Here is a 17940-nt window from a genome sequence, read left to right as displayed (position 1 = left end):
GAATAACCATTTGAGCTTGAGTAGTACTTAAGTAACGATAATGCTCACTATCTTTTAGTAGCTTATAGTTTTCGTTATAGGGTAAGTATTTTTGGGTTTGGATGAAATGTTGTCTAACATTATAAAGTGCTTGATTGTATAAACTTCTAGAAGCACGCATTAAGGATAAGAGAAAATGATGTTGATTAGGATTCAAATAGAGTCTAGTTTTTAGGGCTTTATAAGACATAAATGGATTCCTCCTTTCTACTTAAATTATACCATAAATGACTCATAAAATATATATTTTATATGATATTTTAATTATATAGAGAAAGTAAAAAGAAGACGTTTAAATGACCATTTTATAGAAATTTTTATAAAACTTATAGAGTCTATATTCGATAAGTGAACAATAAAAGACGAACTTTCTTAGTAAACAAAAAACCCAATCTTTTGGATAACGTCCATTGAGATTGGGTTTTATTACGCTTTATTTGCCTTTTTTAGGCTTTTTTCCTTTTTAAATCATACACCATTAAGCCAATCAGTGAAACTGCGAAAACAACGCCATAAATGCTTAACGCTGTGGTATATACAATAAAGTACTTCGAGTAATCAGGTTGTGCATAATAATATATTTGATTGGATTCAAGTTCCTTCTTTGGTAATTCACCATGGGTTTCTTGATATTCTAGTAAAGCAGCCTTCACTTCAAATGGTTTTTCTTGTGTCGGTGTGAATGAAAATACAGTTTCATCTTCGACATCCTCTACTTCCGATACAGTCATAATCGACCACACTTTGTTTAAGTTGTTTTCAATCAGTGACTTTGGAATATAGACTTGTTCTAAGTTAACCATGACCAATACATCATAGATTTGTCCCTGTGCGTATTCAATCGGTTGGTCAGTAAATCCTTCAATCTTTAGATAATGATCTAAGGTATTATCAAATCCATCACGTTTATGAAATAACACATACACATATTCGTCTAAAGCGTTGCCTTTTTTAACAACGACTTCAAAGAATCTAACAGATAGGTTTTCAGTGTCTAAACTGTAAAGGGGTGTTCTATGATTATAGGTTGGTACGGAGTTATAAAAGTATAAGTAATCGGGATCAGTGCTTTCTAAATCTGGAATGACATACTCATCAATATACCTTTCGGTAACCATATTGGACGCTGTATTAAGCGTAAACCAAAATAGGGTGACCATGAATAAGGCATAGACAATTCTAGCGAAAATTTTCATTATAGACCATGAATACCTAACTTATTGTCTTTGGCATATTGTTCAGCATCTTGGAACCATCTGTAAATATAACGGTTCTCATAAACAAGTTTGTTCTCTGTGCTCATGTAATTCGCTGAATGTCCAAACTTCACGAGTTCATAGTTTAACATCACACCATCTGCCCAAACATAGCCAATATGTCTACCGTACGTATCAATCCATGCAGTAAATGGGTCACTTTGTAGATAGATTACAGAAGCGTTCTTTAAAGCATTTTCGGTATAAGCTTTCGCAGCTAAACCACCAGGTTGAACTTCAGGATTGGTTTCAGGTGTATCGACACCGATAAAACGGATACGTGCATTGTCTTCAAATCCAGGGGTAAAGTACGCAGTATCGCCATCCGCGACGCGAATAAAGGTGACTTGAACCATTCCACCGAGTGGATTGCCAAACTCTCTACCTGCAAATTGCATGTCAATACTGAAAGACTCAGGTCTAGCGTAAGGATGTGTCCCAAATGGTTGAACAAATGTTGGAATGTATTCATCCCATTGCTCAAAACTGAATCGACGTTGTCCAGCGGTGATGTTTGCTTGTCTGATGTAGACTTCGTTGGTCAATGAGAATACGGTTGAACCAATCGTAGATATGATATCGACATAGGTTTGATTTTTGTATCGTAATTGAATAACATCGTTACCGTCGAAAACCAATTTAGTTGAAGATAGACCTGCTTTGGTTAGAATGCTACGGTTACCTTCCGGGTTAGCGATGATGTAGGTGGATCCTGCCTCAATCACACCAGTTAATTGAATGGTTTCAGTTGGTAATAATGATCCATTTGAAAGAATCGCTAAGGAATAATCTGCTAAGTTGATATCGGAAGTCAGTGGGTTATAAATTTCTACAGCTTTGTTTTTACCGCCATTATCCCAAAACTTGGAAATGAATAGCGATTTTTCAGCGTCAATGAAGCTATTGGTATATAAATTAATTGTTACTTTAGTGCCATCATCAATCGCATCTCCAGCTTCATAATCTACATAACTATTGAATGTATCGGCTTCTTTTGTATCATCTTGGACATAGACAAACTCATATTCAACGAAAAGTGCTGTAAGTTCACGTTCAATTTGATGAATGTTTTTACCAGATAAATCAGGTAGAGTTGTTAGGTTATTGATCGCGATTTTGATTGCGATATTCTTATCCGTGATTTCAGAAATTTTCTTACCTACTTCATAGTCGACATAACCAGACCAAGTTAGGTTAGCAAAATCGTTATTACCTTCATCGAAAGTAGTTGAGATTGTTTTCTTTAAAACATTAAACAGTTCGATGATTTCATTTTCGGTTTTGCCTGTTAAATCAGGTAAGCGATGAACGTTGATTTCAACAATCGCTCTTTCACCTTTTGGTAATTCATCTCCGGCAACCCTATCCACATAGCGAACAAAAATGTTGTCTTTCTTGGAAAAATCGTTGGATTCTTGAATTTCAAAATCTATTTTCTCATCATTGAGAAGTTCTTCTACTTGTGCCGTATTTAGTCCAAATAAATCGGGTAGAATTTTTTGGGGGGTTGATACACAGCCCGCTAATGTGATGAGCATCAGGGCTAGAATCGGTAATATTTTTTTCATTCAATCATTCTCCTTCGAAAATATTAGCATAATCATTATAACACATTAGTGATAGATACAAAGAAATGCTTCAATTATGGTAGAAAAAGGTACGCAAATGAATGCATACCTTTTTTTATTCAATTATTGAAAACTATTTAGCAGCGTAAGTAATCTTTATGGATAAGATATAAATTTGCGCAGTTCCTTTATTTTGAATAGAGAATTGACTTACATCTAATCCTGAATAAGTAAGGGTTCCGCTTGCAGTTAGTGCACCATTTAGCTGTTCAGTCGTACCTGTCATGATTAAGGCATTCGAGACTGTTGCTCCAAATACAAATTCTACACTTGTTATTTTGTATTCAGATGCTATCGAAATGGTTAGTGTATTACCAACTGTATCTGAACTATTGTAAAGTCTGATTTGTCCAGAAGTGTTTAAACCTACATGAATCGGGTTTACGCCTCTCAATGTACTTACAACATTGAAGATAGCAGGATCTAATTTAATAGCTGTAGCATTATTATCAGCTGTCATATTAGTTGTTGCGCCTGTATAAGAAGCTGTTACTGTAGTTTCAGCTGCTACACCAAGCTTAACAGAGATTTCTGCTGTTGCAGTCTTGTCATTTAATGTAACTGTTGCAACCAATACAACGGTAACTTGGCCTTCAGCAGGCATAGTCACTGTTTTAGCTGTTAAGTCGATTAATGCTTTGTTTGCATCTTCAGCATTCTTTAATGCATAAACGATAGTTGTTCCATCTGCACCTGTTGCAGGTAATTCGATTGCACCTGCTGCAGATAATGTAATAGTCTTAGGTAAAGCGGCTGCAACTGCATTCGCTTTATCTTGATCAGTTACTGCAACTTCGGTGATCGCTGTTGAATCCGTGAAGTAGAAGTAAGGGTTATTGTTCCAAGCCATAACGTTTGTAATGTTAACGACTTTGTCAACAACTAATCCAGCAAGAACGGCTGCTGCTTCTGTGCTTAATGCAGTACGCGAGTCCCACTTCATAGAAATTGTCTTGTTTGAAGATAGTTGTGTAAGGGTTAATGTTACGTTATTATATGAGTCTGCAGTACGAGCGGTTACCTTTAATCCAGTCATAGAAACTAATCTACCTTGGTAAGGTAACATAGCTGTTGCGTCTAATACAACTTCATCAGCGTTAACTGGTGTAATTGTTTCTGTTCCTGAGATTGCTTTGACTTCTGTTGCTTTAATTTGTCTTAATCCATTGAAGGTATCTCTTGTACCCACAACTTCAACCATCTTGCCAATATTTGCTTTTAATGTAGCTAACATAGTTGCGTCTCCAGTGTAGACTGCGATACCAACATCACCTGATTGAATAAAGTATGTTCTGTAGTACTCAGAAGCTGTTACAACACCTTGAACTTTATAAAGTTGGGTTGAACTATTTGCTGCTGCAACAACTTGTGCTAGTGTTGATAGAGGGATTTCTCCGACTTTAACTATAATTGGAACAACCACTGCAGTTTCAGTACCCTTGTTAATGGTTGCTGTTAGTGTTACAGATGTTTGAACGCCTGCAACTGGAGTAACAACGCCTGTTGTAGGGTTGATGACTGCTTCATTATTGGATGCCCAAGTGATGGTTGTCCCAAATAATGCTGTAGGAAGTGTTAATGTAGTAGCTGCAGGAACGATTGTAGGAATTGAAGCTTCTAAGTTAGTCTTAGCTGCTTGCATAGCTTCAGCGTCGTTAGCAAATTGGATTTCAATGTCTTCTAATGATCCGAAGAAGTTTCCATACCATACATAACGGTCAGATCTATATCCATAGAATAAGAAGTTGATTGTGACAACTTTACCATTTAAGGATGCAAATGCTTCGTCATTGGATTGGTAGTAAATGTTAGCAACATGCTTGGTTTCGTATTCGATTGCTTTACCGCCATTGATAGTCTTAATAACGGTTGTCTTTGTGTAATCAGCAGGAACTAACCAATATTTATAGCTTGATGTAGCGCCTTCTTGTCCATCAACGATCACTTTAGCAGTGAAACGAGTGTATTCAAACTTGAATTGTAATTCATTAGGGTTAGTAGGTAAGCTTAACGAATCAATTAATTCTGAGTAAACTTTGTTTTGTGGAGTTAATGCGCCAACTTCTTTAGTTGAAGCGACTGCAGTTAACGCGTTAGGGCTTGCATGTCTGATTTGCGGAGACGAGAAGTAAATGTCAAATTCACCTTCGATATCGTAAACATTACCGATTACGAGGTTATTGTAAATGACTTTTGTGCTGTCATAGATGTAAAGAACAGTTGTACCATCGTGAACGAAGATACCATCATTGATCTTACCTAAGACTTTAACGCCTAATACTTTAATGTATTCGCCATCTTTAGCTCTGCCTTCGCCTTCATACACTTCTGCGATTGTGTTGAAAGCTCTACTTGGTTTGTAAGATAGAACTTTGAATTCTACGTCTTTGGATGCGCTGACACCATCTTTAGTGATGGTAGCGGTTAAAGTAACCATAGCGTCATCAAGACCGATTGCAGGGCGAGTAACTTTACCATCATTACCGATGATTGCAGGATTGCTTGATGTCCAAACGATATCATAAACAACACTTTCATAAGTTACTGTAGCGTTTAATGTTTGGTTAGAAGTAATACCAACAGTTGCGATGTCAGATGTGAATGCTGCACCCATGTTGACTGCTTCTTGTAAAGTTTGTTGTAAGGATTTTTCTAAGCATTTTACGAATGCGAAGAATTCAACTTCAACAGCTTCACCTTTAACAGTGATGGTTGCTGTTAATTTAACAGTAATACCACCATCAATGTTGAATGCTGGACGCGTAACTTTACCATCGTTTGCGATGACTGCAGTATTCGCAGAAACCCAAGTAACTGTGTTGGAATCAACAGTGCTTACGAGGTTAAGGTCAGCGACGACTTCATATTCAACGTCTTCAAGTGTTGCTGTATATAATGCTCTAAGAGCTGCGACTGCCGCTGCTTTTTCGGCTTCAGTTGGACCTGTAGGTACAGCAGCTTTAACAGTAACTTGGAACGTTCTTTGATCGTCATTCCCTTTATATGTTAATTTTGCGGTTAAGGTTACTACTGTATCTGCATTTGGTCTAGTGACTTTACCGTCATTCGCGATGACTGCAGGTGCACTGGATGTCCATGCGATTGTAACTTCGCCAACAGAGGTTGGTAAAGTTAAATCTTTTGTTACTGATGCTGCACTATCGCCTGATTGGAAAGTCATAGCAAGTGCTGCTTTAGCGTCAGCAAGTGTTGTGTCGGCTTCTTTTGTACAAGCGGCTAACAATGCTGTTGAGAAAATAGCTAATAGTAACATGAAAACTTTTAAGCTTTTCTTCATTTTCTTCCTCCTGTGAGATGTATGTTTAATTGATTGCTCAATTCAAACCAAAAATTAGTTATTCAATACGCCTTTTGCTTTATCCACTGCTTGTTGGATTGCAATGTTAATAATATTTGGATCGGTTGCTAACATAACTTGGTTAAATGCAACCCCAACAGCGGTTCTTGCTGTAGATGATCCAACAAAAGCTTGGTCAAAGAATTGTACGTTCTTTTGAATCGATGCTGCGTTGATGCTTTGTGACATGAGGTAATCTGCACCTTCTAATTGTTTACCATCTTTATCTTTACCAGATGTAAATTGTAAGAATGCTGGGTCTGAATAAACAGAGGTTCTAATTGGAGAATATCCAATCTTCATAGAGAATTGTAATTGGACTTCATAACTTGTTAAGTGTTTCAAGAATAACCATGAAGCTAATTTTTGTTGAGCTGTACCGCTGCTGGTTAAGGAAATGTTGGTTCCTTGTTGAATTGCGGTCCAGTTTTCAGGCATATCTTCGTTATAAGGCATTGGAGCAACCCCAACTTCAAATAAGAACTTGCCTTTATTAGGTGCTGCATCATTTGAAATCTTGATTGGTGCGTTGTAACGGATACCACCAGTAGAACCGATGGTTACGAAGGTGAAACCATTCTTGAAGATATCGGATGCGTAGTTATAAGAGTCACCCCAGTTGCCCGGTACAGTGATGCTTGTTCTATTGTTATAGAAATATTGTAACATCGCTCTGGTTTCTGGGTTATCAAACTTGATGACACCACCACGGTTTTCATTGATACCAGTGTATTCGCCACCCCATTGTTTAACCAATGTGATGAAGGCGTTGTCTGTGGAGTCGTATGAAATTGGTACAAATTTTTGGTTCATCAATGCAAGATTGTCTGGTGTGAATAATGCTTTTTGAGCTGCACTACCCCATTGGTTCACATAAGCTGCGTTTTCAGCGAAATATGCTGCTGCGACTTCTTTATAAGCTGGCGCTAACGCAATGATATCTTGCCATGTGCTTGGGAATTGTGCAGGTGCTTTACCAGCTGCAACCAATCTGTCGTACACAGTTTTATTATACGCCAATACTTCTGTGGATTTGTTAAATGGTAACGCATAGAAGTCACCATCTTGAGTATATTGGCTATTTTCGGTTCTATATGAAGCGATGATGTCTGCGAAAGATTCTTTTTCAACAGTTGTCGAATAGCCCCAAGTTGGGTGCGCATAGTATGGGGAAACGCTGGTTAATGCGTTATAGGTTAAGTATTCCATAACGTGGTCTGGGTAGGATTGAACAAGGTTCGGTAATGTGCCTGTACCAGCTGCTTTAACAACAGTGTCTTTTAGTACTGAGTAGGATTGTTCTTTCTTAATGACTTCAACAGTAACGTTTGGATATTTTTCTTGGAACGATAAAGCGTAAGCTTTTAATTCCGCTTCAATGGAGTCACCGTTTGAGTGCCATAATGAAATGGTAATTGGATCTGATGTTAAGGTTTCAGGAATATCCACCTTAGATTTAACTGTCAATGTAACAGATACTGAAGTGGTGAAATTATTGCTATTTTTAACTTCAATACGGAAATTAGAAACACCAGGTCTTGCGGTATATGGTGTACCAACTACTTTTAATTCTGCAGTTAAGTCGCCATCGATTTCATCGTGTGCGATAACACCATCTAGTGGTTGGTAAGGGTTAGAACCAATGTAGTACACTTGGTTTGGATAAGCCCCTTCGATGGTTGGTGGTGTAGCAACTACGCCTTCTTTAGGTTCAACAACTAAAGTTAAGTTTTCAGTAGTTGTTAAATCTGAAGAGTTTTTGACTGAAATTTGATAACTGTAGTTACCAGGTCCGCCAATCCAAATACCAGCTTCGATTTTTCCTTCTAAGCCAGAAACGGTAATGGATGCTGTCAGATTCTTATCTTTAGCGTCCGATGCTGTGATGCCATCTAGTGGATCAAACGCATCGCCATCTGTAATGGTGAATGTTTTATTTGCAGGAATCCCTGAAAATGTTGGTGCTGTTGCACGAACTGTTGCACACGCTGTGAGCATGACAACCATGGTTAATGCAATCAATAAGGATGCTATTTTTTTCATTTTTCCTCCTATTATCCTTTAATACCTGATCTACCAACACCACGTATAATATATTTTCTTAATGCTAAGAAGACGATTAAGAGTGGGACAGTGACCAAGGCACTTGCGGCAATTTGTAAGTTGTACATAATTCTCATACCTTCTGGGTCCATGAAGGATGCTCTATTCAATGCAACCGAAATCAACCAGAATTGTTCGTTGTTATTCGGTAACATCGCAGCCATTAGGCGTGGCCAGATGAAGGCATTCCAAGAACCAATGACTGATAGGATGGTGATGGTGAAAATAGTTGGACCAGCGATTGGAATCATCACGCGGAATAAGTATTTCAAGTCACTTGAGCCATCGACTTGGGCTGCTTGGTATAAACTATTAGGAATTTGTTTGAATGTTTGTCTTAAGAAAAAGATATAGAATACGCTTGTCATGAACGGCACGATCATGGCTAAGAATATCTTATTGCCTTCTGCTGTAATCCAACCAAATTCTGCTACGGTAACAAAGTTTGTAATGATGTATAGTTCTCCAGGAATCATCATCGTCATCAAGAGCACTGAGAAAAGTGTTTCTCTACCCTTGAAACTGATTCTTGAGAATGCGAATGCGGCTAGAACGGTTGTAACAACAGTACCAATTGTTGAGACCACACCCACAAACAAGGTATTACGAATGTATAGACCGAAGTCCATTTCGTTTAAGACATACTTGAAGTTAATCCATTGCATATCCTTCAAAGCGATGAAGAAATTTGCTTGTGTAGATTGGGTTTCTTCAAAAGTACGAAGCGCTGTAATCATCATCCAGTAGAATGGTAGGAAGACGAATGCTGCAGCAACAGCAATTAAGGTATAAAGTAAAATTGTACGGATTGCGATGAATGCTGTTTGCTTACGAATTTGTTTTCTTAAGCGAACTTCTTCTTCACTCAAATTTGCTTCAGAATCGACTTCTTTTTTCTTCCCGATTGAAGACACTTTGGTTTTAATCCAATTAAAGATGTTTTTAATCGCTGTTAAGTAACCGGAACCCGTAGATAATACCAATAAATTCTGAGTATTGTATAAACGGATAATCGCACTAACTGGATTTAATAATGCAATCGATAATAAACCTTTAACGAAGTTGTTTCCAGCATACCATGCATCGTAATCATAATCGTTTTTGTTTTTGTGTGTCTTAATGTCCATGCTTACAAGTGGAATCGAAACCATCAAGAAAATGGCTAAGATACTGATCATTAAACCGTTGTAAATGAAGTTAACATCAGCAAGTTCTTCTTTAGTAGGCACTGGAATTTCAATGAACGCTCTTACAAATAGGAAGATGTAAATTAGGATTGCAATCAAGTCAGCGACTAAGACTGCTACATTCACGCCTTTAGCGCGTTTTAAAATGTTTCTGTTCATGGTTTCCATTAGTAGTGTACCCTCTTCTTACCTACTTGCATTTGGATCAATGTGAAGATTAAGATGATACCAAATAGTACAAGTGAGGAGGCTGCTGCCAAGGATAGGTTACCTGGAGCGCGGTTGTTAAGGTAGTCATAGATGTACATAACAATTGATTTCATGTTATATGTCGCACCACGAATTTCACCATTTTCATTGGTTAATGTGATGACCGATGAATAGACTTTTAAAGCACCGATGATTGAAGTAATCGCGATGTAGAAAATCATTGGGGAAATAAGCGGTACTGTAATCTTTCTAAAGACTTTACCCTTAGGTGTGGAGTCGATATCTGCTGCTTGATAATATTGTTTATCAATACCTTGAATTGCGGATAAGAAGACCATAATCTTGAAGGCTAGTGAGTCCCAAACGGAGTAAATAATCAATACGGATAAAGCTGCCCAGTAATTGGCATTGGTGGACAACCAGTTGACTTTATCAATGTTGATCCAACCAAGCATTGTATTGACCAACCCGAAGTTTTCATTAAACATAAATTTGAATACAAGCGCAATCGCGATGGTATTGGTAACATATGGTAAGAAGAAAATCGTTTGGAAAAAGCCTTTGAATGCTTTAATGGCATTTAAACCAACAGCGATTAATAACGATATCACAATCGAAATTGGGACAGAGATGAACGCCATGAGTAATGTGTTGATTAGGGCACTTGAGAAAGTCCCTGCAGATGGTCTAATAAACCCTCTTTGTGTGATGACTTTAACGAAGTTCCCAAATAAGGTATACCCTTGAATCGAACCGTCTGCTTCGGTATAACCTACATAAACGATTAATCTCAATGTATTGATGATTGGCCAAAATGTGAATAGCGCTAGTAAGATAATGGCTGGCAATAGATAAAGCGCAGCTTTAATGATCAGTTGAGTTTCAACTTTACGATCGCCCTTACGGTTGATTTGATACACATCTTCTGGTAACCATTTGATGACTTGTTTTACTTTCTTTAATTCTACTTTTAGTGCAGAATCGCTTGGATTTTGTTTGACCGAAGCCGTTAATTCCGCGCGTTTTGCTTTTAATTCTTCTCTCACTTTGATGACATCTAAGTCTAGTTGAACATCTAGTACCTTAGAATCAAAGTTGATATAGTTCAAGACAAAGTCCAATTTCTTTTGTTTGTTTAGCTCGCGCTTTTCTTTAAAAGACACGGTATTCCATGCTTTCTTGATTGCGCCTCCAATACCACGTTTAATCGTTAAATAAACGTTTCTAAAGTGCCAAGCAAACTTCGATAAGGCAGTCTTGATTTTCTTTGTTAATTGTTTTAACATCTCAACACTTACCTTTCTTATTTAGTTTTTACAACTTTGCCTGTTTCAATATCGAATAATAAAATCTTTTCATCTTTAATTGCGAGTTTGATGTTCTTGATGGATTCAACTGTTTCTGAGTCTACTAAAGCTCTTGCAGTTTGATCACCTAATTGGAAACGAATGATGGTATCTCTACCAATGATGTCTACGTCTACGACTTTAACAGAAACACCAGATTCGGATACTTTAAAGTTTTCAGGTCTCATACCGACTTCGTATTGACCGTCTTTAGCTTTTTTATCAGCGAAATACTCACCATTGATATAAAGTTTGTTTTGTTTGATTTCGCCTCTTAATACGTTAATTGCTGGGCTACCTAAGAATTTCGCAACAAATAGGTTTTCCGGGTTGTAATAAACTTCTTGGGGTTTATCACGTTGTTGTAATACCCCTTTTTCCATAACGACAATTTCATCCGAAATGGACATCGCTTCTTCTTGGTCATGGGTAACGAAAATCGTAGTGATGCCTGTTTCTCTTTGAATACGTTTGATTTCTTCTCTCGTTTGAAGACGAAGTCTCGCATCTAGGTTAGAAAGCGGTTCATCGAGTAGCAATACTCTTGGTTTCTTAACAAGGGCTCTCGCAATCGCGACGCGTTGTTGTTGTCCCCCTGAAAGTTCACCTGGTTTTTTGTCTAATTGGTCTTCAATACCAACCAACTTAGCCATTTCATGTACTCTCGCAACGGCTTCATCATAATCCACCTTTAAGTTTTCAAGTGGGAACATGATGTTTTGTCTAACTGTCATGTGTGGGTAAAGTGCATAGTTTTGGAATACCAATCCAATGCCTCTCTTGTCTGCAGTTAACTTAGTCACGTCTTCATTTCCAAACAGAATGCGTCCTGAAGTAGGTTTGTGCAAGCCTGCGATCATGAATAACGTAGTGGTCTTACCACAACCAGATGGCCCTAGCAATCCGACGAGTTTGCCTGAAGGGATTACAATGTCGAGATTGTCTACCGCTCTGGTTTCTTGTTTGTTTTTTGTAACAAACACTTTTGTTAATCGATTCAATACAATTTCCATATTTTCTAACTCCTTATAATGACGTATCGTATGAAACTTACAAAAATAAAAGCACTTTATGGTATACCCAAAAAGTACTCAAATTTGTATATGATAAAAAAATTGGCAGTGATATTGTTTATTGTATTCGTCGTCGTCTGAAATACTGTCATAAAGCCTCACCTCTCGCCATGATGTATTATATAATAATAATACACCCTTTTCAATCCGTCGTCAAAAAACATTCATTTTATTTACAATTATTTTGCGAAACGGAATCGAAAGCGCTTTCTAGCGTGTTTATATTTTAATATAGGTGGGGTCCTTTGTCAACCAAATTATGTAAACATGCACATAATTCAAACTATATGAGATTTATTTAGAAAAAAACGCCAGAATGGCGTTTAATTTGTGATGGTCATCGTGTTTGGATTATTTCTCATTTTCATGTAAAAAACAAAAGCTAACACGAGCGAAAGTAGGGCTGTTGAAAGGTTTGAAATAAACATCGTAAACCCGATGGATTCATACCCAAAATCGAAGAATGTTTGAAATGCCCAAAGTACAGGGATTCTAAAAACGAACAATCGTGCCATATTGACAACCATCGCGACTTTGGTATGACGATACCCATAAAACATCGCGAGGGTGATGGCGATAATGGCACCATTAAGCTTTGAGAAAACTTCCCATCGAAATAGCGTAATTGTCATCTTTATAAATTCAGGTGTCGTTTCCTTATTTACAATCAATGGAATTATTTGATCTTTAAACAAAAATGCATATAAAACCGTAATGACGCCAACGGTTACACCAATTCCTAACGCGATTGGGTAAACGCGTTTGGCTCTTTGTTGTTGATCATTTCCGATGTTTTGTGCAATCACGGTGGGTACAGCCTCTTCTGTGACGTTCGCTAAGGTTGCGCCTCCACCACCTATCTTTTGGGCGATTGAGAACGCAGATAGCACTTCCGTACCATAAACAGCTGCCATCGCATTGATAATGAGACGTCCTGTTGAGAAGATAAATCGACCTAGAAAAATCGGAAGTGACAATAATAGAATTGGTTTAATATAGGACCACTTCAGACGCATCTCACTAAACGTAATCTTAAAGGGGTTATTCTTGCTGAATAGAATCATGAATGCGAACAAGGTTAAGAACGCTTGTGCAATCATCGTAGCGATACTGACCCATAAGATACCTAGATTAAATCCATAAACAAAAATCACCGATAAAATCAATTTAATCGTCATGATGATGATATTGAGCCATAGAATCTTTTGAGTATTTCCTTTGGCTTTTTCTAACCCGATAAATACGCTGTTAATGGTGATAAAACCGGTTGTAATAATTTGGACAATAAAATACCCTAAACCATCTTCAATAATGCCAGAAGGGGTTCTTAATAACTGTAAGAAGGGTTTGGCTGTGGGTATCAACAAAATAATTAAAAATAAACTAACATAAACTGCTAAGAAAAATACATTCGAGGCGTTTTTTTTCGCTTCTTCTAATCTATTCGCACCAATGTGTCTCGCGACAATAACAGCGCCACCAGAAGCGATCCCCGCACCAAATGCAGTAATCATCGTTTGAATTTCGGATAGTATCGCCACAGAAGCAATCTGAGTATTCCCGATATGCGCAACAATCATCATATCCACAAAACCATAAAGATGATTAAAAAGGCTATAGATAGCCAATGGGTACGTAATGTACAATATGACTTTCCATAGCTTTTCTTCTAAAATATATTGACGTAGTTTGAGTTCTTTCGAACTAGATGGGTTCACTGTTGACTCCTATTAGAATTCTGCGTGTCTTGGTGTTCTAGGGAATGGGATCACATCACGGATGTTTTCTACACCCGATAGATACATTAATAAGCGTTCAAAGCCCATACCAAAGCCGCTATGGACACAACCACCGAAGCGTCTTAAGTCTAAATACCATTCTAAATCTTCTTTAGGAATATGGAGTTCATCCATACGTTTTACAAGATAGTCTAAACGTTCTTCTCTTTGAGAACCGCCAATCAACTCACCGCTACCAGGAACCAGTAAGTCCACTGCAGCTACGGTTTTTTGATCGTCGTTTAAACGCATATAGAAGGCTTTAATTTCTTTTGGCCAGTTGGTAACAAACACTGGAGATTTAAAGTATTCTTCGGTTAAGAACTTTTCATGTTCGGTTGCTAAATCTTGACCAAATTCTGGTTTGTTTTCAAATTTACGTTTGGAATCTTTAAGGATTTGAATGGCGTCGTGATGCGTTACTCTGTGGAACTTAGAACCGACTAACGCTTCTAGTTTTGCACGTAATCCTTTTTCAACAAATTGGTCGAAGAAGTCAATTTCCTCTGGCATTTGTTTTAATACATCCGCAACAACAAACTTCACCATTTCTTCAGCCACTTGCATATTGCCTTCTAAATCGGTGAACGCCATTTCTGGTTCAATCATCCAGAACTCGGAGGCATGTTTTTGGGTGTTGGAGTTTTCAGCTCTAAAGGTTGGTCCAAAGGTGTATACATTTCTAAATGCGAGCGCATAAGCTTCCGCTTCTAATTGCCCTGTTACGGTTAAATTGGTTCTTCTCGCAAAGAAATCCTTCTTAAAATCAACATTTCCAAACTCATCTTTTGGAACGTTGTCTAATGGTAGAGTCGTGACGGCGAACATTTCGCCAGCCCCTTCACCATCGTTACCGGTGATGAGTGGTGCGTGGAAATACACAAACCCTTTTTCTTGGAAGAATTTGTGGATTGAGAACGCCGCAACACTTCGTAATCTGAATACCGCGTTAAATAGGTTTGTACGTGGTCTTAAGTGAGCGACTTCTCTTAAAAATTCTCTCGTATGACGTTTTGGTTGGATTGGATAGTTTTCAGGTGAATCTCCTAATAAGACAACTTTAGTGGCTTTAATTTCAAACGGTTGTTTCATTTCAGGGGTTAAAACGAAGATCCCTTCAATTTCAACAGAGCTACCCACTCTGATTTTTTGAACGTCTTCAAAGTTGCTTAGGCTTGATTCATATACCACTTGAAGGGTAGATAGGGTAGTCCCATCATTGATGGCTAAAAATCCAAATTCTTTTTGAGCGCGGTTGGTTCTAACCCACGCGCTTAATTGTACGGTTTTGTTTTCTAATTGAGCTTGTTCTAGATACAAGGATTTAATTGTTGTCATGATTCTTCACTCTTTCTATGGTTTCCTCATAAATGGCTTTCAACTGTTGACCAATGAGGATTAAGTCTTTTTGTGAAACACTTTGATAAGCCGTTTCGGTCATTACTGACGTATCTTTTTTAAGGATTTGTTGAATTCTTGTAGCGAATTCAAGGTTTGAAGTCCCTTTAAGGAGTTCTTTACCGTGGGTGAATTCTGCGTAAACAGGAATGTCTCTCACGATGATTGGCAATCTAGAAGCCATCGCTTCTAGGATTACAATACCTTCTGTTTCTTCATAACTTGGGAATAACAAGCAGTTAGCACTTGAGAACGCGCCTTTGATGACATCTCCAGCAATGTAGCCTGGCATAATCATATTGGATGGTTTGTTTTCAATTGCTTGTTTAATCACTTTAGTTTGCATCGCCTTATTTAAGGTACCAAACCAAATGAAGGTAATTTCCGGCATCATTCGTGCCACTTCAATGAAATCATGAAGACCTTTTCGTTCAAATAATAACCCAACACCAATCACGACTTTATCGCTTGGTTTCAAGTTAAAATGATTTCTGAACGCTTCGACTTTCTTTTCATCTCGCTCATACTCTTTTAAATCGATTCCATTGCTTAAAACTTTAATTGGACATTTGATATATCCATAGCTTTCTAACAAGGATTTCGAGTAATTGGAAGGTGTAATGATGACATCTGCATTGGAATACATGTTTTTAAGTTTCGCATAAAACCAATGTTTAATGTACTTTGAAAAATTAAATGAGTTTAAAAAGTCTTCTTTTGTGGAATGGGCATGAACCACAACTGGGATGCCTTTTCTCTTAGCATGTTTTAAAAAGCTAAAAGATTCCTCAAAAACAGTGTTGAAGTGAACCAGATCAAACGGATGTGATTTGTCTGACGTGACATCGATTCCATTCATCTCCAGTGCCTTAAATTGTTGGCGGAAAGCTCTACCGATTCCAGAGACCTTCAGCATGTTTTGCATTTCTTTGTATAGTAATACTCTCATGTTTTCACATCCTATATTAGATTATATCAAAGGCGGGTAAAAAAAACGAGATGTTACCCGTTTTCTTCACTAAATTCTGTTATTTCTATGATTTCCGATTCTTCTAAGGTTTCACCACTTGAAATTTTCCTAAATTTTTCGGAAATTTTAGACGAACTGATATTAACCTCTTTGGCTGTTTTAGAAACCGTATCGAGGTTCTTTAATAAACGATCCCAACGTTCTTTATAACGATCAAAATCAATGGCAAGATTGGTTAATTCTTTTTGGATTTCACGTGCGTATTTGTTTCGCTCAATATCCCTTAAGACGATTTGAATAACAGTCAATGTCGACATTAAGGTTGTGGGAGATGTAATCCATACACGTTTTTGTTGTCCATAGGTTAAAAGCGATTCGTATTTTGAAACGATATCAGCAAAGATGGCTTCAGCAGGAATAAACATGATGGCTTGATCCGCCGTCACACCTGGGATGATGTACTTCAAAGCTATAGAATCAATGTGTGTTTTGATGTCACTAACAAATACTTTTTCAGCCTCACGACGCTCTAATTCAGATAAATTTGAATCCGACATTCTTCTGTAATTTTCTAACGGAAACTTAGAGTCGATGCACAAGTCCCCCATTGGGTCAGGTGCATGTAATAAGACATCGATAAAGGTGTCATTGACGAGTTTCTTTTGTAACTCATAGATGAGTGGTTTGTTTTCACCAAAGACCGCTACAAAGAGCTGTTTGAGTTGTACTTCACCAAATGTTCCACGCGTTTTCTTATCATTTAAGATGTCGTTTAACGAAATGACATCGACTGAGAGCTTCTCAATTTGTTTTTGAGCTGCGTCAATTTTGCTTAGACGTTCAATAACATCACTAAATGTTTTATTGGTTTGTTCAAAACCATTACCAAGTTTTTCATCTACACGACGGTTGACACGATCCATCTGTTCATCAAGTGTTTTCATCATCCGTTCGGTAAATTGAATAAAGTCGGTTGTGCTTTGGCGGGTTTGTCTAGAAAGTTCGTTTGATACATACAGTTTGATATCGTTATTCTTTTCAATCACTTTTTCTTGTAGGAGTCTGGTTTCACTCGCAATCAACGAGAGAGACTTATTAGTTTGACTGCTAGATTTCAATCTAAGAACTAAGACGATGAGTAAAAGGACTCCAACTGCATTGAGTCCTATGAGTAGGTAAAATTGTTCTGTGGTCATTATTTGAAGATTTCAAATGAGAATCCAGGTTTGAAGATGTTCCCGTTACCCGCTTCAATCGCACCTTTGATATAAACATATAGCGAATAAATCATGTATACACCAAGAACGATGAATAAGATAATTCCGATTAGCATACCAATGAATGGAATTAACATAAATACACCTGCAACGGTTCCAATGACCAATGAAATGATATACATGATCAATGCGAAGTTCGATATTTGTCTAAATCCTTCTGTTAAAAAATCGTCTCGATTTCGTTCATCTTTAAAATAAGTCATTAAAACAATCGCAGCGATCATACCACCAACTGGTACAATCAACTGGACTAACCACCCTAACATGAGCAGTGTTCTGACATCCATACCCCATACTTGTTTGTTGTTATTCATACT

The 17940-nt window shown here is 37.6% G+C and carries 13 protein-coding genes; all 13 read right to left on the bottom strand.

Features of this window, described 5'->3' with window-relative positions; genetic code table 11:
- A partial coding sequence (locus N7603_RS00930; RefSeq protein ID WP_262095442.1) for a helix-turn-helix domain-containing protein occupies window positions 1-229 on the bottom strand: 229 nt, incomplete at its 3' end.
- 256 nt (window positions 230-485) lie between these two features.
- On the bottom strand, window positions 486-1235 hold the full coding sequence (locus tag N7603_RS00925; protein WP_262095441.1) for a hypothetical protein: 750 nt from the start codon (window positions 1233-1235) through the stop codon (window positions 486-488).
- The gene (locus N7603_RS00920; RefSeq protein ID WP_262095440.1) at window positions 1235-2863 is read right to left on the bottom strand and encodes a thermonuclease family protein; all 1629 of its coding nucleotides are present in this window, start codon (window positions 2861-2863) and stop codon (window positions 1235-1237) included. The genes N7603_RS00925 and N7603_RS00920 overlap by 1 nt, the downstream gene beginning before the upstream one ends.
- Window positions 2864-2996: 133 nt before the next feature.
- Window positions 2997-6221, bottom strand: a complete 3225-nt coding sequence (locus tag N7603_RS00915; RefSeq protein WP_262095439.1) for an immunoglobulin-like domain-containing protein — start codon at window positions 6219-6221, stop codon at window positions 2997-2999.
- Window positions 6222-6275: 54 nt separating this feature from the next.
- The gene (locus N7603_RS00910; protein WP_262095438.1) at window positions 6276-8324 is read right to left on the bottom strand and encodes an extracellular solute-binding protein; all 2049 of its coding nucleotides are present in this window, start codon (window positions 8322-8324) and stop codon (window positions 6276-6278) included.
- An 11-nt stretch (window positions 8325-8335) separates the two neighbouring features.
- Window positions 8336-9730: a carbohydrate ABC transporter permease gene (locus tag N7603_RS00905; RefSeq protein WP_262095437.1), complete on the bottom strand. Its 1395-nt coding sequence runs from the start codon at window positions 9728-9730 to the stop codon at window positions 8336-8338.
- A gap of 8 nt (window positions 9731-9738) precedes the next feature.
- A complete protein-coding gene (locus tag N7603_RS00900) occupies window positions 9739-11067 on the bottom strand; it encodes a carbohydrate ABC transporter permease (protein WP_262095436.1) in 1329 nt (442 codons plus the stop codon).
- Between the two features lie 17 nt (window positions 11068-11084).
- On the bottom strand, window positions 11085-12140 hold the full coding sequence (locus N7603_RS00895) for an ABC transporter ATP-binding protein (RefSeq protein ID WP_262095435.1): 1056 nt from the start codon (window positions 12138-12140) through the stop codon (window positions 11085-11087).
- 383 nt (window positions 12141-12523) lie between these two features.
- A complete protein-coding gene (locus N7603_RS00890; protein ID WP_262095434.1) occupies window positions 12524-13918 on the bottom strand; it encodes an MATE family efflux transporter in 1395 nt (464 codons plus the stop codon).
- A gap of 12 nt (window positions 13919-13930) precedes the next feature.
- Entirely contained in the window at window positions 13931-15316 is a 1386-nt protein-coding gene (asnS, locus tag N7603_RS00885; RefSeq protein ID WP_262095433.1) for an asparagine--tRNA ligase, read from the bottom strand.
- A complete protein-coding gene (gene dgs, locus N7603_RS00880) occupies window positions 15303-16325 on the bottom strand; it encodes a processive diacylglycerol alpha-glucosyltransferase (protein WP_262095432.1) in 1023 nt (340 codons plus the stop codon). Before dgs ends, asnS begins: the two co-directional genes overlap by 14 nt.
- A 53-nt stretch (window positions 16326-16378) precedes the next feature.
- A complete protein-coding gene (locus tag N7603_RS00875; protein WP_262095431.1) occupies window positions 16379-17542 on the bottom strand; it encodes a DNA recombination protein RmuC in 1164 nt (387 codons plus the stop codon).
- A complete protein-coding gene (locus N7603_RS00870; protein WP_262095430.1) occupies window positions 17542-17937 on the bottom strand; it encodes a magnetosome magnetite crystal formation protein family in 396 nt (131 codons plus the stop codon). Before N7603_RS00870 ends, N7603_RS00875 begins: the two co-directional genes overlap by 1 nt.
- Window positions 17938-17940: the final 3 nt, after the last annotated feature.

The organism is Paracholeplasma vituli (assembly GCF_025446935.1).
Taxonomy (GTDB): domain Bacteria; phylum Bacillota_I; class Bacilli_A; order Acholeplasmatales; family UBA5453; genus Paracholeplasma; species Paracholeplasma vituli.
The sequence above is the reverse complement of the archived record's forward strand: the minus strand, read 5'-3'. Positions and strand labels throughout refer to the sequence as shown.

Excerpts from the sequence above, each read along its gene's own strand:
- dgs (WP_262095432.1), bottom strand. The coding sequence starts at position 16,325 with ATGAGAGTATTACTATACAAAGAAATGCAAAACATGCTGAAGGTCTCT.
- N7603_RS00895 (WP_262095435.1), bottom strand. The coding sequence starts at position 12,140 with ATGGAAATTGTATTGAATCGATTAACAAAAGTGTTTGTTACAAAAAAC.
- N7603_RS00915 (WP_262095439.1), bottom strand. The coding sequence starts at position 6,221 with ATGAAGAAAAGCTTAAAAGTTTTCATGTTACTATTAGCTATTTTCTCA.
- N7603_RS00875 (WP_262095431.1), bottom strand. The coding sequence starts at position 17,542 with ATGACCACAGAACAATTTTACCTACTCATAGGACTCAATGCAGTTGGA.
- N7603_RS00905 (WP_262095437.1), bottom strand. The coding sequence starts at position 9,730 with ATGAACAGAAACATTTTAAAACGCGCTAAAGGCGTGAATGTAGCAGTC.
- N7603_RS00900 (WP_262095436.1), bottom strand. The coding sequence starts at position 11,067 with ATGTTAAAACAATTAACAAAGAAAATCAAGACTGCCTTATCGAAGTTT.
- asnS (WP_262095433.1), bottom strand. The coding sequence starts at position 15,316 with ATGACAACAATTAAATCCTTGTATCTAGAACAAGCTCAATTAGAAAAC.
- N7603_RS00870 (WP_262095430.1), bottom strand. The coding sequence starts at position 17,937 with ATGAATAACAACAAACAAGTATGGGGTATGGATGTCAGAACACTGCTC.
- N7603_RS00920 (WP_262095440.1), bottom strand. The coding sequence starts at position 2,863 with ATGAAAAAAATATTACCGATTCTAGCCCTGATGCTCATCACATTAGCG.
- N7603_RS00910 (WP_262095438.1), bottom strand. The coding sequence starts at position 8,324 with ATGAAAAAAATAGCATCCTTATTGATTGCATTAACCATGGTTGTCATG.
- N7603_RS00925 (WP_262095441.1), bottom strand. The coding sequence starts at position 1,235 with ATGAAAATTTTCGCTAGAATTGTCTATGCCTTATTCATGGTCACCCTA.